Raw genomic sequence first — 23,385 nt, 5'->3', positions numbered from 1 at the left:
AGGTCAGTCTGGAAGCATCGCGGCGCATCGCGCCCTCCATCCGGGGTTTGTTGACATCATGGCGCAAAGGGGACGACCCTGCGATGAAAGTTGCCACACGATTGCTTGAAGGAGTGCCCGATGTCCATGTTCCGCACCGCCGCCGCCCTGCTGATGCTCAGCGCGACGGCGGGCCTGGCCCAAGGCCCCGTCCTGTATGAAACCGAGGGAGATTTCGCCGACATCGCCGGCGCGGTCGAGGATGCGATCATCAACGCCGGGCTGGTGATCGACAACACCAGCCATGTCGGCGCGATGCTGAACCGCACGAAAGCGGACGTGGGCGGCGAAAAGGACATCTATACCGAGGCCGATGTGTTCAGCTTCTGCTCGGCGGTGGTGTCGCGCAAGGTGATGGAGCGCGACCCCCACAACATCCAGTCCTGCCCCTATGGCATCTTCGTCTATGAGCTGGCGGACGCGCCCGGCAAGATCGTCGTCGGCCATCGCGACTACGCCGCCGAGGATCTGCCCGAGGTGCAGGAGCTGGTCGCCGGCATCGTCGACAACGCGCTGAATTGAGCGACACTGCTTCGCAAGAAAAAGGGCCGCGGGGGCGCACCCCGCGGCCTTTCCCGTTTCCGGCTCGCTTAATGCAGCGGCGCGCCTGCCGGCTTGTCGCCCGCCGCGCCCAGCGGCGCGTTGGTGCCGACGCGGTTGCCGACCACCAGCCCGCCTTCGCCCGCGGTGACATGCACGGTCTGACCGTCCAGCACCTCGCCGCCCAGCAGCATCTCGGCCAGCGGGTTCTGCAGGCTGCGCTGGATCACCCGCTTGAGCGGGCGAGCGCCGAACACCGGGTCGTAGCCCTCGTCCGCCAGCCAGGTCTGCGCCGCCTCGTCCAGGTCCAGCGTGATCTTGCGATCCGCCAGCCGCTTTTCCAGGTCGGCCAGCTGGATGCGCACGATCGCGTCCATGTTGTCGCGGGACAGACGGTGGAAGATGATGATCTCGTCCAGCCGGTTCAGGAACTCGGGGCGGAAATGCGCCCGCACCGCCGCCATCACCTCGCTGCGCGCCTGCCCCGAATCGGCCCCCTCGGGCAGCGAGGACAGCGCCTGCGCCCCAAGGTTCGAGGTCAGGATGATCAGCGTGTTCTTGAAATCGACCGTGCGGCCCTGCCCGTCGGTCAGCTGCCCGTCGTCCAGCACCTGCAGCAGCACGTTGAACACGTCCGGGTGCGCCTTTTCCACCTCGTCGAACAGGATCACCTGATAGGGGCGCCGCCGGATGGCCTCGGTCAGCACGCCGCCCTCGTCATAGCCGACATAGCCCGGGGGGGCGCCGATCAGCCGGCTGACCGAGTGCTTCTCCATGAATTCGCTCATGTCGATGCGGACCATGGCGCTGTCGTCGTCGAACATGTACTCGGCGATGGCCTTGGTCAGCTCGGTCTTGCCGACGCCGGTCGGACCCAGGAACAGGAAGCTGCCCAGCGGCCGGCGCGGGTCGTTCAGCCCGGCGCGGGCGCGGCGCACGGCGTTGGCGACCGCGGTCACCGCCTCGGACTGGCCGATGACGCGCTGGCCCAGCACCTCTTCCATCTTCAGCAGCTTGTCGCGCTCGCCCTCCATCAGCTTGCTGGTGGGGATGCCGGTCCAGCGCTCGACCACCTCGGCGATCTGCTCGGGGCGCACCGCTTCCTCGACCAGCGGGCCGTCGCCCTCGCCCTCGGTCTCGGCGATCTGGCGTTCGAGCGAGGGGATGATGCCGTAGGACAGTTCCCCCGCGCGGGCGAGATTGCCCTCGCGCTTGGCCTGTTCCAGCTCGGCGCGGGCGCGGTCCAGCTGCTCCTTGACGTTGCGCGAACCTTCCAGCTTGTCACGCTCGGCCTGCCAGCGGGCGGTGAGTTCCGCCGACTGCTGCTGCAGGTCGGACAGCTGCTTTTCCAGCCGCTCCAGCCGGTCGCGGCTGGCGGCGTCGTCCTCTTTCTTCAGCGCCTCGGCCTCGATCTGCATCTGCAGGATCTGGCGGTCGAGCGCGTCGAGTTCCTCGGGCTTGCTGTCCACCTCCATCCGCAGGCGCGAGGCCGCTTCGTCCACAAGGTCGATGGCCTTGTCGGGCAGGAAGCGGTCGGTGATGTAGCGGTGGCTCAGCGTCGCGGCCGCCACCAGCGCGGCGTCAGAAATGCGCACACCGTGGTGCAGCTCGTATTTCTCCTTGATGCCGCGCAGGATGGAAATCGTGTCCTCGACGGTGGGTTCCTGCACCATCACCGGCTGGAACCGCCGCGCCAGCGCCGCGTCCTTTTCGATATACTTGCGGTATTCGTCCAGCGTCGTGGCGCCCACGCAGTGCAGCTCGCCCCGCGCCAGCGCCGGCTTGATCAGGTTGGCCGCGTCCATGGCGCCATCGGTCTTGCCGGCGCCGACCAGCACATGCAGCTCGTCGATGAACAGGATGATCTCGCCGGCCGCGGTCTCGACCTCTTTCAGCACGGATTTCAGCCGTTCCTCGAACTCGCCGCGATATTTCGCCCCGGCGATCAGCGCGCCCATGTCCAGCGCCATCAGCTTCTTGTTGGCCAGCGATTCCGGCACGTCGCCGTTGACGATGCGCAGCGCCAGCCCCTCAGCGATGGCGGTCTTGCCGACGCCGGGCTCGCCGATTAGCACCGGGTTGTTCTTGGTGCGGCGGCTCAGCACCTGCATGGTGCGGCGGATTTCCTCATCCCGGCCGATGATCGGGTCGATCCTGCCCTGCTCGGCATCCGCGGTCAGGTCGCGGGCGTATTTCGACAGCGCCTCGAACGTGTCCTCGGCGCTGGCCGAATCGGCGGTGCGGCCCTTGCGGATGTCGTTGATGGCGGCGTTCAGCGCCTGGGTGGTCACCTGCCCGGCCGACAGCGCATCGCGCGCGCGGGTGTTCACCATCGCCAGCGCCATCAGCACGCGTTCGACCGGGACGAAACTGTCGCCGGCCTGCTTGGCGATCTTCTGCGCCTCGTCCATCACCCGGACCAGCGAGCTGTCCACATAGACCTGCCCGTCCCCGCCCGAGACCTTGGGCAATCTGACCACCGCCTCGTCCACGGCGCGGCGCACCGCCTGCGCATCGCCCCCCGCGCGGGTGATCAGATTGGCCGCCAGCCCCTGGTCGTCATCCATCAGCGCCTTGAGCAGATGTTCCGGCACCACGCGCTGGTTTTCCTCGCGGATCGCGATGGTCTGCGCCGCCTGCAGGAACCCGCGCGAACGCTCCGTGAACTTTTCCATGTCCATCGGCAGTTCTCCCTTACAGCCCCCACGCTTGCGCCGCCCGTCATGGCACGGCCCCCGCGGGTCTCATCACCCACATGTGCGTCGTGGAACGGGCTTTCAAGCCGCCGGGTTCCATGGGATAAACCGCCGATTTTGCCGAAAGGACAGGGCGATGGACGACCGTTTGATCGTGGCGCTGGACGTGCCGGACGCGCTGGCGGGGCTGGAGCTGGCCCGCACGCTGGGCGACAGCGTGTCGTTCTACAAGATCGGGCTGGGGATGCTGACCGGCGGCGGGCTGGCGCTGGCGAACGAGCTGAAACAGGACCACGGCAAGCGCATCTTCCTGGACATGAAGCTGTTCGACATCGGCGCCACCATCGAGGCCGCGGTGCGCGGGCTTGCCCGATACGACATCGATTTCCTGACCGTCCACGGCGACCCGCATGTGGTGCGCGCCGCGAAACAGGGGGCGGCGGGGTCCGGGCTGAAGATCCTGGCGGTGACCATCCTGACCTCGCTCGACCGTGCCGATCTGGACGCGGGGCTGATCCGCGACGGCGACCTGCACGCGCTGACGGTGGAACGCGCCGCCCGCGCGTTCGAGGCCGGCGCCGACGGAGTCATCGCCAGCCCGCGCGAGGCCGCGGCGATCCGCGCCCTGCCCGGCGCGGGGCTGATCGTGACCCCCGGCGTGCGGCCCACGGGCGCGGCGCTTGGCGATCAAAAGCGGGTGGAGACCCCCGCCGCCGCCATCGCCGCGGGCGCCGACCATATCGTCGTCGGCCGCCCGATCTGGCAGGCCGCGGACCCGCGCGCCGCCGCGCAGGCGATCCTGTCCGAAATCGGCTGAGGCGAGCTGCCACGGCGCGGGTAAACCTGCGCCCGCGCAAACCCCGCCGCGGCCTTGACGCCGCAGCGCGAGGCCCCCAGCATCGCCTAAGGCGCCGCCATCCCCAGCAGTTCCCGCACCACGTCGCGGAAATGCGGGACGGCCTTGGGGTGGACGACGAACTCGGCCAGCGCCATCAGCCGCAGCTCGGCACCCTCATCGCCCAGCACCGCGGCCCCGGCCTCGGCGGCGGTGATCTCGGCGTGGAAATACCAGCCCGCGCGGCCGGGCCGGTGCGGTAGCTCGCGGGCACGGCCGCGCAGCCGCGCGGGGTCCAGCCGCAGCCCGGTTTCCTCGAACAATTCCCGCAGCGCGCAGTCGGCGGGCGATTCGTCACCCTCGCGCTTGCCGCCGGGCAGGTCCCAGCAGCCCGGCCAGTTGATCGTCGGAATGTCGTCGCGGCGCAGCACCAGCAGCGCGTCGCCGCAGGTCAGCACCAGCTTGGCACCGTTCCAGCGCAATGCGGCAGCCGGTTCGCTCACGGCGTGGGGCCGCCCTTGTCGCGCGGGTTGTCGTTGATGTCGTCGCGCCAGATGCGGGTGGCGCTGCGGTCCACCCCGCGCAGCCGGGACAGCACCAGCCAGATCGCCCCCGACAGCAGCGCGGTCAGCACCAGCGCCATCGGCAGCCCGCCGGTCCAGATCCCGGCCAGCAGCAGCAGTCCCATCACCGCCACCGCCCCGGCCATGCCCATGAAGACATAGCCGGGCAGGATCAGCTCGACCAGCGCCAGCAGCAGCGCGGCGATGATCCACAGCCAGCCGTTTTCCCAGCCGATCACGCCCCGCCCCCCTTCACCCGGTCCCCGCCCAGCAGCCGCGCCACGTCGCCGAACGCGTCCAGCGCCGCCGCGGGCAGGATCACCGTCTGCTTGCCCTGCCCCTGCGCGACCTCGGTCAGCGCCTCGACCTGCTTCATCGCCACCTGATAGCGCGCGGCCTCAAGCCCGTTCTGGGCGATCGCCTCGGACAGGGCGTTGGTCGCATAGGCCTCGGCATCGGCAAGGATGCGGCGGGCCTTGGCCTGCTGCTCGGCGGCGTAAAGCTCGCCGTCGGCGGCCAGCTCCACCGCGCGGCGCTTGCCCTCGGCCTCGGTCACCAGCGCGCGGCGGGCGCGCTCGGCGTTCAGCTGCTGCAGCATCGCCGCCCGGGTGGCATCGTCCAGATTGACGTCGAGGATCTCGGCCCGCGTCACCTCGATGCCCCAGTCGTCCACCACATTGGCCACCGCCTCGCGCACCCGCTCGATCAGCTGGGCGCGGTTGGACTGCACCTGGTCCAGCTCCATCATCCCGATCTCGGCGCGCACGATCCCGGCGACGGTGGTGGCGATGGCGGCATCCACGTCGCGGATGCGGTAGACGGTCTTTTCCGGTTCCAGAATCCGATAGAACACGCTGGTTTCCACCTGCACCAGAACGTTGTCGGCGGTGATCGCGTCCTGCCGGTTGGTGGGCAGCTGTCGTTCGAGCACCGAAATCCGGTGCGCCACCCGGTCCAGGAACGGCACGGTGAAGTTGATCCCCGGGCCGAGCACCGCGCGCAACCGCCCGAATCGCTCGACCACGTATTTCTCGGACTGCGGGACGATCCGCACGGCCGAGGTGATCGCCAGCAGGATCACCACCGCCAGCACGATCAGCGCGGCGTTCTGCGTCAGAAATTCTTCCATCACCATCCCCCTATTCCGCCGCCATCGGCAGCCCGTCGCCCGCGTCCCGCATCCGCGCCAGTGCCGCAAACACCCGCGCCAGCCGCGCGGCCAGCCCGGCATAGCCCGAATGCGGCCGGATCGTCGCCTCGTCCATGTAAAGCGAGCGGTCGATCTCGATCTGCACCACGTGGCGGGCGCGCTGCGGGCGGCCATAGGCGGCCGCCACATGCGCCCCCGCGAACGGAGAGTTGCGCCGCACCGAAAACCCCGCCGCCGCCAGCGCCCGGTGCACGCCGTCGCTGACCGCGGGCGCGGCCGAGGCGCCGTTGCGGTCGCCCAGCACGATGTCGGGGCGCGGCCCCTGCAGATGGGACAGCGCCTCGCGCGGCATGGAATGCACGTCGATCAGGATGGCGCGGCCGTGGCGGGCGACGGCCTCGTCCATCAGCGCGCCCAAGGCGGCATGATAGGGGCGCCAGAAGCAGTCGATCCGCCGCGCCGCCTCGGCCGAGGTCAGCTTGCCGCGCCGGATCACCCGGCCCTGCGCCACGACCCGGGGAATCACCCCCAGACCCGAGCGGATGCGCGGGTCGGGCGAGGTGGCGCCGGCGCCCTGCACCACCGCCGGGTCCAGCTCGTCGGCGCCGCGGTTCAGGTCGACGATGCAGCGCGGCACCCTGGCCGCCAACGTCACCGCCCCGGCTGCCACCGCCGGCGCGATCAACCGGTCGATGAACGCATCCTCGGACGAACGCAGCACATGCGGGTCCAGCACCGATTCGGACAGGAACCATTCGGGGTAATCCCGCCCGGAATGGGGCGAGGCAAAGATCACGCCGCCCGCCCAGCAGTCCGGCCGCACCAGCTCGAAAAGCGGCTCGGGGCCGGCAGGGTCGTGGTTCGGGGTCATTCTGGTCTCGCCTGTCGTCGGCATTGCCCCTGAGTATAACCCCTGCGGCGGGCCGTAAAAGGGCACTTGCGGGGTGTTGGCGTCGCCTATATAGACACGCGGACCAACGCGATTCCACTGCTCTCGGGCCGGGAATCACATGGCACGGGCGGTTAGCTCAGCGGTAGAGCACTACGTTGACATCGTAGTGGCCACTGGTTCGATCCCAGTACCGCCCACCATTTTCGCCGCCCCCGGGGCTTTTCCGGGGGCATTTCAGTTTCAAGGCGCGATGCGAGCGCCGCGAAGAGGAAGAGACCGATGAAGGTTCGCAACTCGCTGCGTTCGCTGAAAGAGCGTCACCGGGACTGCCAAGTGGTGCGCCGCAAGGGCCGCATCTACGTGATCAACAAGACCAACCGCCGCTTCAAGGCGCGCCAGGGCTGATCGCCCGGCACGAGGTCGGAAACACGAACGCCCGCGGCAGCACCGCGGGCGTTCTGCGTTTCCGGGCGACGGTTTGCCCAATCGGGATGAGCTGTGCGGGTCTGCGCACTGGCCCGTCCCCGTCTCGGCCGCTTCTGCGGATCGCCCGGCGGATGGGGCCGGAATCCCGGCCCCCGTCACCCTACCGAACCCGCTGCGCCCACAACCGCGCCAGCTGTCCGGCGTTCAGTCTGTTTCCGGGCGGCAGCTTCCCACTCGGGACGGTTGTGCGGGTCTGCGCACCGATGCCTGCTAGCCCGGCCTCGGCCACTTCTGCGGATCACCCAGGCGGATGGGGCCGGAACCCGGCCCCTGTTACCCTACCGCACCCGCTGCGCCCGTAGCCGCGCCAGCTGCTCGGCATTCAGATAGCCGGTCGCGGCCAGGCCGTTGTCGCCCTGCCAGCGCGAGATCGCCGCACGCACGCCTGATCCGAACTTGCCGTCCACCCCCTTGGGGTCGTAGCCCAGCGCCGACAGCCGCGCCTGCACCTCGGCCCGGGCGATCTCGCCCAGCGCCAGCCGCGCCTCGTCGGCCTGGGTGGCGCCTGCCGCGGTCGTGCTCGTGCCCGTGGTCCCGGTGGCGGTCCCCGCCCCCACGCTGCGCAGAGTGCGCAGCTGCTCGGCGGTCAGATAGCCGGTCGCGGCCATCCCCCGCGCCGCCTGCCAGTCGCGGATCGCGCGGCGGCTGCCCGAGCCGAAGGTGCCGTCCACGCCCCGGGTGTCATGGCCGGCGGCGACCAGCGCCTGCTGGACGGCGATGCGGTCCTCGCGCGTCAGGTTCAGCATGTTCTCGGCCCGCGCCGCGGCGTCGGTGGTCTCGGGCGGGGGGGCGCCGGGCAGGCTGCCGCCGCTCAGCAGGGTGGTGGCCTCGGCCTGCGACAGGAAGCCGGTGGCCGGGGCGCCGTTCGCCCGCTGCCAGGCGCTGATCGCGCGCCGCGTGCCCGACCCGAACTGCCCGTCGATGCCGCCCGTGTCATGGCCCAGCTGCGTCAGCCGCGACTGGATGATGCGTTTCTGCGTGGGCGTCAGCTCCATCGCGGTCTCGCCCGTGCCCGGCTCGACCGTCGCGGCGGGGCTGCCGGTCACCGCCGGGGTGGTGGTCGGGCTGACCCCGGGCGGCGGCGCGCTGGGGGCCGAGTTGCGCAGCTCCTGCGCCTGCGCCGCGTTCAGATAGCCGGTCGAGGCAAAGCCGCGGCTGGTCTGCCACGCCCCGATCGCCCGCCGCGTGCCGGAACCGAAAATCCCGTCGGCGCCACGGGTGTCGTGGCCCAGTTCGTTCAGCCGCCACTGGATCGCCCGGCGGTCGTCCAGCGACAGCGCCAGCGCCGATTCGGCCTGCGCCGCCCCGGCCGGGGCCACGGGAACCGCGGGCGTCGCCGGAGCCGCAGGCGCGGTGGTGCCCAGGGGCTGCAAGGGGGTCGAGGTCACCGGCGCGGGCGGCTGCACCGGCGCCGGCTGCACCGGGGTGCCCGCCGCCGGGGGCTGGGCCGAGGGCAGCGTCCCCAGCACCACGTTCAGCCGGGCGCGGGCCTCGGCCGCATGGGCGCCGTTGGGGAAACTGGACAGGTAGTTGCGATAGGCGTCGGCGGTCGCGCGGCTCAGCGTCAGCTGCCACAGCGCCTCGTCCTCGACGGTCGAGACGACCCCTTCCGGCGTGATCACCTGCTGCGCCGCGGCGCCGATGGGCGCGATCCCCGCCAACAGCACGGCCAGCGCCGCACCAACCCTGTTTCCGACCATATCGTCCCCTCTTTGAACGGGGCCGGTTTCAGTCGTATTGGCGGCGGTCCTCGATCACCAGCCCGTCATTGGGCAGCGACCCAGGCGCGACCAGCTCGACCCGGCCCTTGAGCTTGAGTGCATCGAGCACCGATGCCTCATATACAGCGGGGTTCTGGCCGGTGGTCTCAAGTTGCACAAGCATCACGTCCATTTCATCGGCACGATCGGCGACGACACGGGCGCGTGACACCTCGGGGTGGCGGGCGACCAGCTGGGCGACCTGTTCGGGGCGCACGAACATCCCCTTGATCTTGGCAGTCTGGTCGGCGCGGCCCATCCAGCCCTTGATGCGCATGTTGGTGCGCCCGCAGGGGCTTTCGCCCGGCAGCATCGCCGACATGTCGCCGGTGGCAAAGCGGATCAGCGGATAATCGGGGTTCAGGGTGGTGACCACGACCTCGCCCACCTCGCCCTCGGGCACGGGGTCGCCGGTGCCGGGGCGCACGATCTCGACGATCACGCCCTCGTCCACGATCATCCCCTCCATCGCAGGGGATTCATAGGCGATCAGCCCCACGTCGGCGGTGGCATAGCACTGCAGCGTCTGGATACCGCGGTCCATGTAGGTCTTGCGCAGCGACGGAAACAGCGCGCCCCCCGACACCAGCGCCCGGGCCAGCGACAGCTCGACCCCCATCTCGTCGGCGCGGTCGAGGATCACCTTGAGGTAATCCGGCGTCCCCGCATAGGCGGTGGTGCCGATGTCGGCGGCGGCGCGGACCTGCAGCTCGGTCTGGCCGGTGCCCGCCGGCAACACCGCGGCGCCGACGGCGCGGGCGGCGCTTTCGAACATCATCCCCGCCGGGGTCAGGTGATAGCCGAAGCAGTTGTGCAGGATGTCGCTGCTGCCCAGCCCGGCGGCAAAGGCGAACCGCCCCAGCCGGAACCAGTCGCCCTCGACCCGGCCCGGCTCGTAGATCGGGCCGGGGGACTGGAAGATGTGGTTGAACTCATGCGGGTGGCGGGTGGTGTAGCCCCCGAACGGCGGCTTCTTCTTCTGCGCCTCGGACAGCTCGGCCTTGCGGATCAGCGGCAGCCGCGCCAGGTCCGCGCGGCTGCGGATCTCGGCCGGGTCCACGTCGCGCAGCGCGCGGGCCAGCGCCGGCGCGGTCTGGGCATTGGCAATGGCCCGCGCCAGATCACGGGCAAGGCTGTCTTCGCGCTCATCTGCGCTGCGGGTTTCCAGCTCGTCGTAATAGGTCACGGGTCTGCTCTCTGTTCGCGGGAAAGGAAGGTTGCGGCGGGCTCAGGCCAGCCAGCGCTTGCGGCGGCGATAGCTGCGCACGTCGCGGAAGGATTTGCGGCCCTCGTCCGACATGCCCAGATAGAACTCCTTGACGTCGGGGTTCTCGCGCAGCGCCTTGGCCTCGCCGTCCATGACGACGCGGCCGCTTTCCAGGATGTAGCCGTAATGGGCATAGCGCAAGGCGACGTTGGTGTTCTGCTCGGCCAGCAGGAAGGTCACGCCCTCGCCCTCGTTCACCGCCTTGACGATCTCGAAGATCTGCTCGACCAGCTGCGGGGCCAGCCCCATCGAGGGCTCGTCCAGCAGGATGGTTTCCGGGCGGCTCATCAGCGCGCGGCCCATGGCGCACATCTGCTGTTCCCCGCCCGAGGTATAGCCGGCCTGGCTCTTGCGGCGTTCCTTCAGCCGCGGGAAATACTCATAGACCATTTCCAGGTCGCGCTTGACCGCGGCCGCCCCGTCGGTGCGGGTATAGGCGCCGGTCAGCAGGTTTTCCTCGATGGTCAGGTGCTCGAAACAGTGGCGGCCTTCCATCACCTGGATCACGCCGCGCTTGACCAGCCGCGCCGGGTCCAGATCGGTGACATCCTCGCCGCGATAGCTGATCGAGCCCTTGGTCACCTCGCCCCGCTCGGATTCCAGCAGGTTCGAGATCGCCTTCAGCGTGGTGGTCTTGCCGGCGCCATTGCCGCCCAGCAGCGCGGTGATGCCGCCCTTGGGCACCGACAGGCTGACGCCCTTCAGCACCAGGATCACGTGGTTGTAGATCACCTCGATGTTGTTCACCTCGAGGATGGTCTCGCCTGCGGCAGGGCCGGAAGCGGGGGACCGGGGGGCAGTTGCGGTGTCCAGCATGGCGTTCTCCGGGGTTCGGATCCCCCGGCGGCGGACCGCCGGGGGGCTGCGCGCATCAGTTGCAGCGCAGGGTGATGTTGTTTTCCTTGGCGAACGCTTCCGAATCGGCGCGGATCAGCGGGTCGATCACCTCGTTGTCCGGCTCGTAGAAGTCGGTGATCGGGTTCCACGCCTTGGCGCTCGCATCCCACTGCTGCACCCGGGCCATGCCGGAGCCGCCGTGGTCCTCGCAGCTGGTCTTGATCGCGGGGCTGAAGTCGGTCAGCCCCAGTTCGGCCAGCCGCTCTTCGCTGATATCCAGCGCCTCGAACCCGTCGCGCACCTGCGCGGCGGTCACCGCGTCGGTCCCGGCCAGTTCCTGCGCCTTGCGGATCGCCTCGGCGGTGACCATGGCCGAATGCATCCCGCGGGAATACAGCACGGTGCCGATATGCGGCCCCCCCTGGCTGGCCAGCCCCTTGTCGAAGACATGGGCCTTGAGATCGTCATAGATCGGATAGTTCTGCCCGGCGCCGTGGAAGGCCATGGCCTTGTAGCCGTTGGCGGCGGCGCCCGCGGCGGTCACGTCGACCTCGGCCCCCGACCACCAGATGCCGATCATCTGCTCCATCGGATAGCGGACGTTCGCGGCCTCCTGGATCGCCGCCGGGTTCATCACGCCCCAGCCGTACAGGATGACATGATCGGGCTTTTCGCGGCGGATCTGCAGCCACTGCGACTTCTGTTCCTGCGACGAGCCGGGATCGACCGGAATTTCCGTCAGCTTGAAGCCGTGCTTCTTGGACAGCTCCTGCAGGGTGCGGATCGGTTCCTTGCCGAAGGCCGAGTTGTGATACAGCAGCGCGATGTTCTTGCCGTTCAGGTCGCCGCCGTGCTCGTCCAGCAGGTACTTGATGGCGATCGAAGCGCCGTCCCAGTAGTTGGTGGGGGCGTTGAACACCCACTCGAACACCCGCCCGTCCTGGGCCGAGGTGCGGCCGAAGCCGGGGGTGTACATCGGGATCTTGTCGGCCGAGACCTTGGGGATCAGCTGATAGGCGATGCCGGTCGACACCGGCGCGATCACCACCGGGTTCTGGCCCTTGAGCGATTCATAGCACTCGACGCCCTTTTCGGTGTTGTACGAGGTCTCGCACTCGGGGACCACGATCTTCTGGCCGCCGATGCCGCCGTCGCGCTCGTTCAGCAGGGTGAAGTAATCGTTGAACCCGTCGGCATAGGGGGCGCCGTTGGCGGCATAGGGGCCGGTGCGGTAGCTGAAATTGGGCACCACCAGATCGGCCCACGCGGCGGGCGCGGCCAGCGCCGTGGCGGTGGCAAGCGCCGCGAACAGCCGGACAGAGCGTTTCTTCATTTCCATTCTCCTCCCAGGATTTATCGGACTTGGCCGGGCTGCCCCGGCCTTGAAATCAGTGCGGGAACGGCCAGAGCCGCAGTTTTTCCTTGGTCACGCGCCACAGCTGGGCCAGCCCGTGCGGCTCAACGATCAGGAAAAAGACGATCAGCGCGCCCACGATCATCAGTTCGAGATGGGCGGCAAGGTCGGTGGGCCAGCCCAGCGAGCCGACCAGCACGTTCTTGAGAAACACCGGCAGCAGCACCAGGAATGCCGCGCCCGCGAAGGACCCGAAGATCGAGCCCAGGCCGCCGATGATCACCATGAACAGCACCAGGAACGACTTGTTGATGCCAAAGGTCTCGCTGGCCTCGGCCGCGCCCAGATAGACCGAGAACAGCAGCGCCCCGGCCACCCCGATGAAGAACGAGGACACGGCGAATGCGGTCATCTTGGCGGTCAGCGGGTTCACCCCGATGATCTCGGCCGCGATGTCCATGTCGCGGATCGCCATCCAGGTGCGCCCCACCGTGCCGCGGGTCAGGTTGCGCGCCACCCAGGCCAGCAGCACCGCAAAGCCAAGGCAGACCAGGTATTTAGCGCTGGCCGAGGTCTGCGGCCCGGTGATGATCCAGCCCAGGAAGCTGCGTTCCGGCACGGTGATCTGCCCCGAGGCCGAGTAATTGTAGAACCACGGCACCTTGTTGAACAGCCACACCAGGAAGAACTGCGCCGCCAGCGTCGCCACCGCCAGGTAGAAGCCCTTGATGCGCAGGCTGGGCAGGCCGAACAGCACGCCCACCACCGCGGTGATGCCGCCGGCCAGCAGCACGTGGATCAGGATCGAGATTTCCGGGAATGCGGTGGCCAGCTTGTAGCTGGCATAGGCACCCACCGCCATGAAGCCGCCGCTGCCCAGGCTGACCTGCCCGGCGTATCCGGTCAGGATGTTCAGCCCCAGCGCCGCGATCGCATAGATCAGGAACGGCACCAGCACCGAGTTGGCCCAGTAGTCGGTGATCACGAAGGGGATCACCAGGAACGCCACGGCCAGCGCCGCGTAATAGCCCCACCTGTCCAGCTTCAGCGGGAAGGTCTGGCTGTCGTCCCGGTAGCTGGTCTTGAAGTCGCCGGCTTCACGGTAAAGCATCAGTCGGTCCTTTCGTGGCGGTCGTGCCGGGGGCTGTCTGCCCCCGGACCCCCGAGGATATTTCTGGACAGAAGATCGGAACGGGCGGCGGCGTCAGACACGCTCGATGATCCGTTCGCCGAACAGGCCCTGCGGGCGGAAGACAAGGAACAGCAGCGCCAGCACATAGGCGAACCAGTTCTCGGTCGCGCCGCCGACCATGGGGCCGATGTAGAACTCGAACAGCTTTTCGCCGACGCCGATGATCAGCCCGCCGACGATGGCGCCGGGGATCGAGGTGAAGCCGCCCAGCATCAGCACCGGCAGCGCCTTGAGCGCGATCAGCGACAGGCTGAACTGCACCCCCGACTTGGTGCCCCACATGATCCCCGCGACCAGCGCGACGAAGCCTGCGATCGACCACACCATCACCCAGATGAAGCGCAGCGAGATCCCCACCGACAGCGCCGCCTGGTGGTCGTCTGCGACCGCCCGCATGGCGCGGCCCTGCTTGGTATACTGGCTGAAGGCAACCAGCGAGGCGACCAGCACCGCGGCGATGATCGTCGCCCAGATGTCCAGCCGGTCGATGAAGAACCCGTATCCGAACAGGCTGTCGGTCATCGTCTCGACGGTTTCCGAAAGCCCCTGCGGCAGGCCCACGTCCAGCGACTTGACGCTGGCGCCCCACATCAGGTCGCCCAGCCCTTCAAGGAAATAGGCCAGGCCGATGGTGGCCATGAACAGGATGATCGGTTCCTGCCCGACCAGATGCTTGAGCACCAGCGCCTCGATCAGGATCGCCAGCCCAACCATCACCAGCGCCGTCAGCAGGATCGCCAGCAGCGACGGCACGGTCCAGCCGAAGCTGTCCAGATGCATCCCCGTCAACGCGCTGATCAGATGGGCAAAGGGCACCTGCCCCTGCTGGATGCCGATCAGGGTCAGCGCCGCGAACAGCGCCAGCACGCCCTGCGCATAGTTGAACACCCCGGACGCCTTGTAGATCAGCACGAAGCCCAGCGCGACCAGCGCATACATGACCCCGGTCATCAGGCCGTTCACCACGACCTCGGATGCGTAAAGCAGCTGTTCCATCAGCGCGTCTCCTTCGCGGGGCTGCGGGCGGAAAGGTCGGAAAGATCAGGGGCGAAATCAGTCATGGGCCACCCCCAGATAGGCGTCGATCACCTCCTGGTTGTTGCGAACCTCGTCGGGGGTGCCGTCGCCGATCTTGCGGCCGTAATCCATCACCACCACCCGGTCCGACAGGTCCATCACCACGCCCATGTCGTGTTCGATCAGCGCGATGGTGGTGCCGAACTCGTCGTTCACGTCGAGGATGAAGCGGCTCATGTCCTCTTTTTCCTCGACGTTCATGCCGGCCATCGGCTCGTCCAGCATCAGAAGCTTGGGTTCCGCCGCCAGCGCCCGCGCCAGCTCGACCCGCTTCTTCAACCCGTAGGGCAGCCGCCCGACCGGAGTCTTGCGGATGTTCTGGATTTCCAGAAAGTCGATGATCTTCTCGACCTGCTCGCGGTGGCGGTTTTCCTCGGCCTCGGCCCGTCCCCACCACAGCGCCTGTTCCAGCAGCGACGATTTCATCATCGTCAGCCGCCCGGTCATGATATTGTCCAGCACCGACATGCCGTCGAACAGCGCGATGTTCTGAAAGGTGCGGGCCAGCCCCAGCCGCGCGACCTTGTAGGGCCGCATCTGCGGGCGCTTTTCGCCGCGGAACCAGACCTCGCCCTCTTGCGGGATGTAGAAGCCGGACATCACGTTCATCATCGAGGACTTGCCGGCGCCGTTGGGGCCGATGATGGCGCGGATCTCGCCCTCGCGGATGTTGAAGCTGATGTCCTTGATCGCCGTCACCCCGCCAAAGCGCAGGGTGATGTTGCGCAGGTCCATCAGCACGCCGCCGATCTTGCGGCCGTCGGGGGTGACATAGGGCTCGGCGCCGGCAGCAGCGGCGGCCTGTTGGGTCTGGGGCATCATTCGGCGGCCATCCTTTGCGCGGGGGTTGCAAGGGTGCGGGCGTCCTCGATCCGCACGGTGGCTTTCAGCACGCCCTTGCGGCCGTCCTCATAGGTGACCTCGGTTTCGGTGTAGACGCTGTCCGAACCATCGTAGAGCCCCTCGATCAGGTCGGCGAACTTCTCGGCGATGACGCCGCGCTTGACCTTGCGGGTCCGGGTCATCTCGCCGTCGTCGGCGTCCAGCTCCTTGTGCAGCACCAGGAAGCGGTGGACCTGGCAGCCCGACAGCATCGGGTCCTGCGCGACGGATTCGTTCACCTCTTCGATATGGCTGCGGATCATCTCGTAGACCCGCGGATGCCCGGCCAGTTCCTGATACGAGGCATAGGCGATGTTGTTGCGTTCCGCCCAGTTGCCGACCGCAGTCAGGTCGATGTTGATGAAGGCGGTGCAGTAGTCGCGGCCGTTGCCCAGCACCACGGCCTCGAGGATGTTGGGATAGAACTTGAGCTTGTTTTCCACATACTTGGGCGCGAACATCGAGCCGTCGGCCATCCGCCCCACGTCCTTGGCGCGGTCGATGATACGCAGATGCCCGGTCGCTTCCTCGAAGAACCCGGCGTCGCCCGTCGCCACCCAGCCCTCGGCATCCTTGGTCGAGGCGGTGGATTCGGGGTTCTGATAATACTCCACGAAGGTGCCGGGCGAGCGATAGAACACCTCGCCATTCTCGGCGATGCGGACTTCGACGCCGGGCGAGGGCACGCCCACGGTGTCGGCGCGCACTTCGCCGTCGGGCTGCTGGGTGATGAACACCGTCGCCTCGGTCTGCCCGTAAAGCTGTTTCAGGTTGATCCCCAGCGAGCGGTAGAAATCGAAGATCTCCGGCCCGATCGCCTCGCCGGCGGTATAGCCGACGCGGATGCGCGAATAGCCCAGCGTGTTCTTCAGCGGGCCGAACACCAGCAGGTTGCCCAGACCGTAGCGCAGCCGGTCCAGCGCCCCCACCGGCTTGCCGTCGGTCAGCGCCACGCCGACGCGGCGGGCCAGTTTCATGTAATGGTCGAACAGCCATTTCTTGAGGCGGCCGGCGTCCTCCATGCGGATCATGACGCTGGTCAGCTGGCCCTCGAACACCCGCGGGGGCGCAAAGAAATAGGTCGGCCCGATCTCGCGCAGGTCGGTCATCATCGTATGCGGGCCCTCGGGGCAGTTCACGCAGAACCCGGTCCAATAGGCCTGCCCGACCGAAAAGATGAAGTCGCCGACCCAGGCCATCGGCAGATAGGCCAGCACCTCTTCCGAGGGTTGCAGCCGGTCGAACTCGGACGAGGCGCGCGCGGTCTCGATCACGTTGCGGTTGGACAGCACCACGCCCTTGGGCTTGCCGGTGGTCCCCGAGGTATACAGCATCACGCAGGTGCTGTCGTAGTCCAGTTCCGCGATGCGGGCGTCCAGCTCATCCTCGAAGCGCTGGTGGGCGGCGCGGCCCTCGGCCTGCACGTCGGACAGCCAGTTCATGCGGGAATGGTCGTATTTCCGCATCCCCCGCTTGTCGGTGTAGATGATCTGCTCGACCGTATCGTCGCCTTCCTCGGCCTCGATGATCTTGTCGACCTGCTCCTGGTCGCCGCAGACCACGAAGCGCGCCTGCGAATGGCGCAGCACATAAGCCATCTCGGTCGCCACCGCGTCCTGGTACAGCGGCACCGGCACCGCGCCGCACATCTGCGCGGCGACCATGGCCCAGTAATGCGCCGGCCGGTTGCGCCCGACGATGGCGACGTGATCGCCGCGGTTCAGCCCCAGCGCCAGGAATCCCAGCGCCAGCGCCCGGATCTCGTCCTGCGCCTGGGCCCAGGTCCAGCTTTGCCAGATCCCGAACTCTTTCTCGCGGTAAGCGGGCCGGTTGCCCATCTGCGTGGCGTTCCGCGCCAGAAGCGCGGGAATCGACCGCAAGCCCGCCTGGGGCGCAGCGACTGCCTTCATCCTCTCTCCCCTTCCCGGCCCCCGGGGGCCGATGCCGGGCGGGCCCCTCACAACCCGCACTCCACGGGCATGTCTGGCGAAGGATTCTTGCCCGAGTTTTTCGGGAATCTTACGAATTGTTACCGGCTATCCACCGGGCGTGGGCGGTACCGGATCCGAAAAGATACCCCGCCCCGAAAGGGACGGGGCGGGGCAATACCGTGGCCGGCTCAGAAACTGAGAACCGTGGTGCCGGGCGCGACGATGGTTGCACCCATCGCATCCGGGGCGGCGGCCGTAACGCCGTCCATCAGGATCGAGGCATCGGCGCCCTTGCCCGGCAGATAGATGGCGCAGACCTGAACCTTCAGGCCGGATTCCTCCATCATCTTTTTCATCAGCCCTTGCGGGCTGGCGCCTTGCGGCGGCTGCCCGGCGGTGGCCGTCGCGGGCGCCTCTTTCAACGCGATGTCGCCGGCCGGGCCGCACAGCAGCATCTCGGCCTCGGCACCGGCGGCGATGGCGTTCATGGTCAGAACCATGGTCATCAGCTGGGTCTGCGGCTCGGGTGCTGTCAGGATGGTGACCAGCCGGTTCGGCGTCTCGGCTGCGGCAGCGCCGGCGATGGTCAGGGCCAGCAGCGGGGCAGCAAGGCGGATCGGTTTCATCGGAATCTCCTTTTTTCCGGTCACTGGAACGATGGGGCACGACAGCGACACGGAGCGCCTCACCGTCCCCGCGTCCCCCACGGACTTGATAAATCAGAGATGCCGGAACTTACATTCCTGTTTTCGGATATATGAAATAATGCACCTTCACAGGCGGTATTTCCGCGATGTATTTGCGCTGTTCACAGGTGCCGGCATGGGATGCACCCCGGCCGCGCCGCCGGAATATTCGCCATCCCGCGTCCCGCCCCAGCCTTGAAGATCAATCCCTTGCAGGCTGTTCGCTGTATCGCGACCGTGGCGCAGCAGCGCGTGGTCCCGCCGGGCAAAGGCCCGATCCTGCGGCCCCGCGACATTTTGCATCGGTCTGGCGGTCGGGGCGCGGCCCGGACTGGCGGCGAATGGTCGGTTTCTCCCGGGTCCGACAGATGATACCCACGGGCAATGAGACGCACCGACAGCCATGACGAGCTGATGCGATCGGGCCTGAACCTGATCCAGCAGGCGATTTCCATCTTCGACGCCGAGCTGCGCCTGGCGCTGTGCAATCGCCCGTATCAGCAGATGTTCGACCTGCCCGACCACCTGACCCGCCCCGGCGCGCGGTTCGAGGACACCATCGCCTATCTGGTCGCGCGCGGCGAATACGGCCAGCCCGACGACCCGGCCGAGGCGATCCGCATCCGCGTCGAGCAGGCGCGCACCTTCCAGCCGCATTACATGGAACGGCTGCGCCCCGACGGCCGCACCATCTCGGTCGAGGGGGCGCCGCTCGCGCAGGGCGGCTGGGTCGCCGTCTATACCGACATCACCGAGATCAAGCGCACCGAGGCGCTGCTGCGCAGCCGTTCCGAAGAGCTCTCCGACCAGCTGCTGCGCCATGCCGAGCGGCTGTCGGCCGCCAACCGCGCGCTGGCCGCCACCAACGCCGCGCTTGAGGAAGCCAAGCGCGTTCTGACCGAGGCCGAGGCCCGCACCCGCCAGGTCACTGCCATGGTCCCCGCCCATATCGCCCAGCTCGACAGCAGCGGGCGCTATGTGTTTTCCAACAACCAGCTGGGGCAGGTGTTTCCCGGCGCGCCCAGCGACATCCTGGGCAGGACCTCGCCCGAAGTGCTGGGCGATACCGGGCGGCGGCTTTCCCCCGCGGTCGAGCGCGCCCTGGCCGGAGAGCCGCAGGTCGTCGAGATCACCCACACCGAATCGGGCCGCCGCATCCGCGTGGCGCTGAGCCCCGACCGCAAGGGGCAGGGCGTCTATGTGCTGTCCACCGACGTCACCGCCGAGGTGAACACCCGCGAGGCGCTGACCCATGCCGCGCGCCGCGAACTGGCAGCGCAGATGACCTCGGGGCTGGCGCATGATTTCGGGAACCTGCTGACCATCATCCTGGGATTGCAGGGAAGGCTGGCGCGGCTGACGCTGCCGCCCGAGGCCGCCGAGGCGGTGCAGGGCACGCTGGCGGCGGCGCGGCGCGGCGCGGTGCTGCTGGACCGCATCGCCACCATCACCGGGCCGCGGCGGCTGTCGCCGCAGCCGGTGAACCTGCCGGCGCTGCTGGACCAGATCGCGACGATGGCGCGGCCCTCGCTGGGGCGGGGGCAGCGGCTGGTGCTGGACATCGACCTGCCCGACGGGGCGCTGCTGCTGGACCCCGGATCGCTGCAGGATTCGATCCTGAACCTGATCCTGAACGCCCGCCACGCCACCGCCGCCGCTGGCTCCGGCTCGGGGGTGGACGCCCCCGAGGCCACGATCCGCCTGACCGCCCGGGTGCGTGGGCGCTGGCTGGAACTGACCGTCACCGACAGCGGCCCGGGGTTTTCCCCCGAGGCGCTGAAGCGCGCGACCGAGCCTTTCTTCACCACCAAGCCCGGGCAGGGGTCGGGGCTGGGGCTGTCGATGGTCTATGACCAGACCAAGCTGGCCGGGGGCACGCTGCGGCTGGACAACGCGCCCGGCGGCGGCGGCCGGGTGCGGCTGCGCTTGCCCTATCAGCGCGTCGCGCCCAGGCTGGTGCTGCTGGTTGACGACGACGACGTGATCCGCGAAACCCTGCGCGAGATGCTGACCGGCATGGGCCATCAGGTGATCGAGGCCGGCTCGCTGGCCGAGGCGCGCTCGCTCTGCGACCTGCCGGGGCTGTCGGTGGTGCTGTCGGACCTGCAGCTGGGCGACGGCTCGGGTGCCGATCTGGACGGGATCGGCCCGCCGCTGCTGCTGATGACCGCCCGCCCGCCCGACGACCCCGCCCGCGCGGGGCTGACCCGGCCGGTGCTGACCAAGCCCTTCGACGCCGCCGCGCTGTCGGCGCTGTTCGCCACCCTGCCCGAGGCCGACGGAAGATGACCCAGGACCCGCCGCTGATCGCCATCCTCGACGACGAGCCCGACATCCGCCGCCTGCTGGCCGACACGCTCGAAGATGCGGGCTTCCGCACCGCCAGCTTCGGCCGCGCGACCGAGTTCGAGGCCGCGCTGCGCCGCATGGCCCCCGACGCCTGTCTGATCGACCTCGGGCTGCCCGACCGCGACGGGCTGGCGCTGGTCCACCGGCTGGCCACGCAATCGGGCGCCGCGATCATCATCATCTCGGGGCGCGCGCAGGTGCAGGACCGGGTGACGGGGCTGGAACTGGGCGCCGACGATTACGTCATCAAGCCCTTCGACCCGGCCGAGGTGGTGGCCCGCATCCGCGCCCGGCTGCGCAAGCCCGCGCGCGAGACCTCGCGCAACGGCCAGACCGCCAGCTTTGCCGGGTGGAGCGCCGATTTCGACCGCTATGTGCTGACCGCCCCCGATGGCACGGAAACGCCGCTGAGCCATGCCGAGGCGGAAATGCTGCGCATGTTCCTGGACAGCCCGCGCCGGCTGATCAGCCGCACCCAGATGCTGGAATCGCTGGGCGGCACCGCGGGCGACAGCTTCGACCGGGCGATGGACGTGCGGATTTCACGGCTGCGCACCAAGCTGGGCGAGGATCCCAGGAACCCGCGGCTGATCAAGACCATCTACGGCGCGGGCTATATCTTCCTGTCCGAGGTCGGCTGGAGCTGAGGGGCCGGGGCTCTGCCCCAGACCCCGCGATATTTGGGGCAAGATGAAAGCCCTTGCCGGGGGCGCCGCGGGTCAGGCCGCGGCGGCGGGTTCGCCGCGGTCGCGCACGGCCCATTGCCGCAGGACGATCGGAACGAAGAACACCAGCCCGATCCCGGTGGCGGTCCAGTCCGGCGCCACCAGCAGCACCGAGGCAAAGGTCAGCAGCAGCCGCTCGACCAGTGAAAGCGAGGCGAACATCCAGCCGGTGATCGCCGAGGACAGTGCGATGATCCCCAGCACCGCGCCGCCGAAGGCCAAGCCGAAATTGGTCCAGGTAAAGTCCTGCGTCACCAGCAGCAGCGCCGGCTGGAACACGAAGACAAACGGCACCAGCGCCTTGCCCATCGACAGCCGGAACGCGGTGTTGCCGGCCTTGAAGGCGTTGGCCCCCGCGATCCCGGCGCCGGCATAGGCCGCCATCGCCACCGGCGGCGTCACATCCGCCAGCACCCCGTAGTAGAAGACGAAGAAATGCGCGACGATCGGCTCGACCTGCAGCAGCCCCAGCACCGGCGCCGCCACCGCGATCATGATGATGTAGTTCGCGGTCGTGGGGATGCCACAGCCCATCAGCACGCAGACCACCGCGGTCAGGATCAGCGTGAACAGCAGCGTCAGGGTCTGCACGCCCATGATCTCGAACGGCAGCACCGCCAGCCAGACGGACACGTCCTGCGCCCAGCCCGCCGCGATCGAGGTGACCATGAAGGCGATCTTGAAGCCGACCCCGGTCAGCGTCACCACCCCGATCACCACGCCGACCAGCGCCGCGGCGGCGGTCACCGCCAGCGACTGCCGCGCGCCCAGCACGAAGCCCTCGTAGATGCCGTGGGCGATGCCCTTGATGCCGTCCAGCAGGCCCTTGGTCGAAAGCTCCTGCCAGATCATCACCCCGATACAGGCGGTGATCGACCAGAAGGCGGCGGCAAAGGGGGTGCGGCCCGACAGCAGGATCCCGATCAGCACGATCAGCGGCACCACCGTCAGCCAGCCCGCGCGCAGCACCTTCCACACGTTGGGCAGCTCGCTGGCGTGCAGGCCGCGCATCCCCAGGCGCTTGGCCTCCAGGTGAACCTGCACCAGCACGCCAAAGAAATGCATGAAGGCCGGGACCAGCGCCGCGGTCAGGATCGTGGTCAGCGGCAGGCCCAGGTATTCGATCATCAGGAACGCCACCGCCCCCATCACCGGGGGCGTGATCTGCCCGCCGGTCGAGGCCGCGGCCTCGACCGCCGCGGCGAAGTGGCGGGGATAGCCGACGCGGATCATAGCCGGGATGGTCAGCGAGCCGGTGGTGACCGTGTTGGCGATGGACGATCCCGAGATCGAGCCCAGCAGAGCCGAGGACAGCACCGAGACCTTGGCCGGCCCGCCCGCATAGCGTCCCGCCGCGGCCGAGGCCACGTCGATGAACAGCTGCCCCAGCCCGATCCGCGTCGCCATCACCCCGAACAGGACAAAGTGGAACACATAGGTCGCCAGCACCCCCAGCGCGGTGCCGTAGATCCCCTGCGAGGTCAGGTAGAGGTGGTTGACGATGTTCGACCAGCTTGCCCCCGGGTGGACCAGCACCCCGGGCATGTAGCGGCCGAAATAGGCATAGGCCATGAACAGGATGGCGATGACCGGCAGCGGCCAGCCCATCGAGCGGCGCACCGATTCCAGCAGGGTGACGATCAGGATGGTGCCCATCACCACGTCGGTGGTGTTCGGGTTGCCCACCCGCATCGCCAGTTCCGCATAGATCCACGGCACATAGAACGAGGCCACGGCCCCGGCGATGGCAAAGGCCCAATCGACCAGCGGCACGCCCAGGAACGCCAGCGGCCCCCGCACCGGCGCGCGGTTGCTGAAGGCGGAAAACGCCAGGAACACCACGAACACCGTGACGCCCATGTGCAGGCCGCGGTGGACGGTCGCCTGCGGGATGCCGAAACCGGCGGTGTAATAGTGATAGCAGCTCAGCAGGAACAGGATCACCCCGGACAGGATCGCGACCGGCGGCAGCATGTCGCGGAACCGCATCTCGGGGTCGTATTTCTCCTCCAGCGCCTGCAGCTCGTCGGCGGTCAGCGCGACGGGTTCCTCGGCGGGCGCGTCGTCATGGGCGGGGCGCGGGTCGGTCATGGGGGGATCCTGCATGGCTCGGGGACGGCCGCA

Annotated in this window: 21 protein-coding genes and 1 tRNA gene (1 of these 22 only partly in view); 6 read left to right on the top strand and 16 right to left on the bottom strand. The window is 68.5% G+C overall.

What is annotated here, in order from left to right:
• Nucleotides 1-28, bottom strand: partial view of a protein-methionine-sulfoxide reductase catalytic subunit MsrP gene (msrP, locus tag RSP45_RS11025; protein WP_415391988.1) — the 5' end (the start) only. Its footprint begins 872 nt before the window's first position; 28 of the gene's 900 nt are visible here — the first part of the coding sequence; it begins with the start codon at nucleotides 26-28; its stop codon lies off the left edge, out of view.
• Nucleotides 29-120: 92 nt separating this feature from the next.
• Between msrP and RSP45_RS11020 the strand changes: the two genes are divergently transcribed.
• Entirely contained in the window at nucleotides 121-561 is a 441-nt protein-coding gene (locus RSP45_RS11020) for a DUF302 domain-containing protein (protein ID WP_324331579.1), read from the top strand.
• Nucleotides 562-629: 68 nt separating this feature from the next.
• Here the strand turns inward: RSP45_RS11020 and clpB are convergent, their stop codons facing one another.
• Complete coding sequence (clpB, locus tag RSP45_RS11015) at nucleotides 630-3,260, bottom strand: ATP-dependent chaperone ClpB (protein ID WP_415391987.1); 2,631 nt, start codon at nucleotides 3,258-3,260, stop codon at nucleotides 630-632.
• Between the two features lie 151 nt (nucleotides 3,261-3,411).
• Here clpB and pyrF point away from each other — a divergent pair, with 151 nt between their 5' ends.
• Entirely contained in the window at nucleotides 3,412-4,092 is a 681-nt protein-coding gene (gene pyrF, locus RSP45_RS11010; RefSeq protein ID WP_415391986.1) for an orotidine-5'-phosphate decarboxylase, read from the top strand.
• Between the two features lie 86 nt (nucleotides 4,093-4,178).
• On the opposite strand, the gene RSP45_RS11005 is transcribed toward pyrF, so the two are convergent.
• From RSP45_RS11005 to RSP45_RS10990, 4 genes are read right to left on the bottom strand one after another with little or no spacing between them, the layout of a single operon-like run.
• Nucleotides 4,179-4,613 carry an NUDIX domain-containing protein gene (locus RSP45_RS11005; RefSeq protein ID WP_415391985.1) on the bottom strand — a complete coding sequence of 145 codons (435 nt, stop codon included), beginning with the start codon at nucleotides 4,611-4,613 and terminating at the stop codon, nucleotides 4,179-4,181.
• Nucleotides 4,610-4,912, bottom strand: coding sequence for a hypothetical protein (locus RSP45_RS11000; protein WP_415391984.1), 303 nt, complete (start codon nucleotides 4,910-4,912; stop codon nucleotides 4,610-4,612). Before RSP45_RS11000 ends, RSP45_RS11005 begins: the two co-directional genes overlap by 4 nt.
• A complete protein-coding gene (locus tag RSP45_RS10995) occupies nucleotides 4,909-5,802 on the bottom strand; it encodes an SPFH domain-containing protein (RefSeq protein ID WP_407670336.1) in 894 nt (297 codons plus the stop codon). Before RSP45_RS10995 ends, RSP45_RS11000 begins: the two co-directional genes overlap by 4 nt.
• A 10-nt stretch (nucleotides 5,803-5,812) precedes the next feature.
• Nucleotides 5,813-6,694 (bottom strand): N-formylglutamate amidohydrolase, encoded by an 882-nt coding sequence (locus tag RSP45_RS10990; RefSeq protein ID WP_415391983.1) that lies wholly within the window; start codon nucleotides 6,692-6,694, stop codon nucleotides 5,813-5,815.
• Between the two features lie 146 nt (nucleotides 6,695-6,840).
• On the opposite strand from RSP45_RS10990, the gene RSP45_RS10985 reads away from it, so the two are divergent.
• Together RSP45_RS10985 and ykgO are read left to right on the top strand one after the other, a co-directional pair.
• Nucleotides 6,841-6,915, top strand: a tRNA-Val gene (locus RSP45_RS10985).
• Nucleotides 6,916-6,994: 79 nt separating this feature from the next.
• Nucleotides 6,995-7,120: a type B 50S ribosomal protein L36 gene (gene ykgO, locus RSP45_RS10980; protein WP_036720860.1), complete on the top strand. Its 126-nt coding sequence runs from the start codon at nucleotides 6,995-6,997 to the stop codon at nucleotides 7,118-7,120.
• Between the two features lie 359 nt (nucleotides 7,121-7,479).
• Here ykgO and RSP45_RS10975 read toward each other — a convergent pair whose 3' ends face one another.
• The 9 genes from RSP45_RS10975 to RSP45_RS10935 all read right to left on the bottom strand — a co-directional run bounded on the left by RSP45_RS10975 (nucleotide 7,480) and on the right by RSP45_RS10935 (nucleotide 18,127).
• Nucleotides 7,480-8,901, bottom strand: coding sequence for a peptidoglycan-binding protein (locus tag RSP45_RS10975; RefSeq protein WP_415391982.1), 1,422 nt, complete (start codon nucleotides 8,899-8,901; stop codon nucleotides 7,480-7,482).
• Between the two features lie 28 nt (nucleotides 8,902-8,929).
• Nucleotides 8,930-10,147, bottom strand: coding sequence for a phenylacetate--CoA ligase family protein (locus RSP45_RS10970; RefSeq protein WP_415391981.1), 1,218 nt, complete (start codon nucleotides 10,145-10,147; stop codon nucleotides 8,930-8,932).
• A 42-nt stretch (nucleotides 10,148-10,189) separates the two neighbouring features.
• Nucleotides 10,190-11,044 carry an ABC transporter ATP-binding protein gene (locus RSP45_RS10965; protein WP_415391980.1) on the bottom strand — a complete coding sequence of 285 codons (855 nt, stop codon included), beginning with the start codon at nucleotides 11,042-11,044 and terminating at the stop codon, nucleotides 10,190-10,192.
• A 55-nt stretch (nucleotides 11,045-11,099) separates the two neighbouring features.
• Nucleotides 11,100-12,398 carry an ABC transporter substrate-binding protein gene (locus RSP45_RS10960; RefSeq protein ID WP_415391979.1) on the bottom strand — a complete coding sequence of 433 codons (1,299 nt, stop codon included), beginning with the start codon at nucleotides 12,396-12,398 and terminating at the stop codon, nucleotides 11,100-11,102.
• Between the two features lie 55 nt (nucleotides 12,399-12,453).
• Nucleotides 12,454-13,530 (bottom strand): branched-chain amino acid ABC transporter permease, encoded by a 1,077-nt coding sequence (locus tag RSP45_RS10955; protein ID WP_073064893.1) that lies wholly within the window; start codon nucleotides 13,528-13,530, stop codon nucleotides 12,454-12,456.
• A gap of 93 nt (nucleotides 13,531-13,623) precedes the next feature.
• Nucleotides 13,624-14,607: a branched-chain amino acid ABC transporter permease gene (locus tag RSP45_RS10950; RefSeq protein WP_415391978.1), complete on the bottom strand. Its 984-nt coding sequence runs from the start codon at nucleotides 14,605-14,607 to the stop codon at nucleotides 13,624-13,626.
• 57 nt (nucleotides 14,608-14,664) lie between these two features.
• Complete coding sequence (locus RSP45_RS10945) at nucleotides 14,665-15,510, bottom strand: ABC transporter ATP-binding protein (protein ID WP_324331055.1); 846 nt, start codon at nucleotides 15,508-15,510, stop codon at nucleotides 14,665-14,667.
• Entirely contained in the window at nucleotides 15,507-17,480 is a 1,974-nt protein-coding gene (locus RSP45_RS10940) for an AMP-binding protein (RefSeq protein ID WP_415391977.1), read from the bottom strand. Before RSP45_RS10940 ends, RSP45_RS10945 begins: the two co-directional genes overlap by 4 nt.
• 209 nt (nucleotides 17,481-17,689) lie before the next feature.
• Complete coding sequence (locus RSP45_RS10935) at nucleotides 17,690-18,127, bottom strand: hypothetical protein (RefSeq protein WP_415391976.1); 438 nt, start codon at nucleotides 18,125-18,127, stop codon at nucleotides 17,690-17,692.
• 444 nt (nucleotides 18,128-18,571) lie between these two features.
• Between RSP45_RS10935 and RSP45_RS10930 the strand changes: the two genes are divergently transcribed.
• Together RSP45_RS10930 and RSP45_RS10925 are read left to right on the top strand one after the other, a co-directional pair.
• Nucleotides 18,572-20,476 carry a PAS-domain containing protein gene (locus tag RSP45_RS10930; protein ID WP_415391975.1) on the top strand — a complete coding sequence of 635 codons (1,905 nt, stop codon included), beginning with the start codon at nucleotides 18,572-18,574 and terminating at the stop codon, nucleotides 20,474-20,476.
• A complete protein-coding gene (locus RSP45_RS10925; protein ID WP_415391974.1) occupies nucleotides 20,473-21,183 on the top strand; it encodes a response regulator transcription factor in 711 nt (236 codons plus the stop codon). The genes RSP45_RS10930 and RSP45_RS10925 overlap by 4 nt, the downstream gene beginning before the upstream one ends.
• Nucleotides 21,184-21,255: 72 nt before the next feature.
• Here the strand turns inward: RSP45_RS10925 and RSP45_RS10920 are convergent, their stop codons facing one another.
• Nucleotides 21,256-23,352 carry a TRAP transporter permease gene (locus tag RSP45_RS10920; protein WP_415391973.1) on the bottom strand — a complete coding sequence of 699 codons (2,097 nt, stop codon included), beginning with the start codon at nucleotides 23,350-23,352 and terminating at the stop codon, nucleotides 21,256-21,258.
• Nucleotides 23,353-23,385 lie beyond the last annotated feature (33 nt).

It is taken from the genome of Paracoccus sp. SJTW-4 (genome assembly GCF_047716885.1).
GTDB lineage: Bacteria > Pseudomonadota > Alphaproteobacteria > Rhodobacterales > Rhodobacteraceae > Paracoccus > Paracoccus solventivorans.
This window is presented reverse-complemented; position numbering and strand designations above follow the sequence as displayed.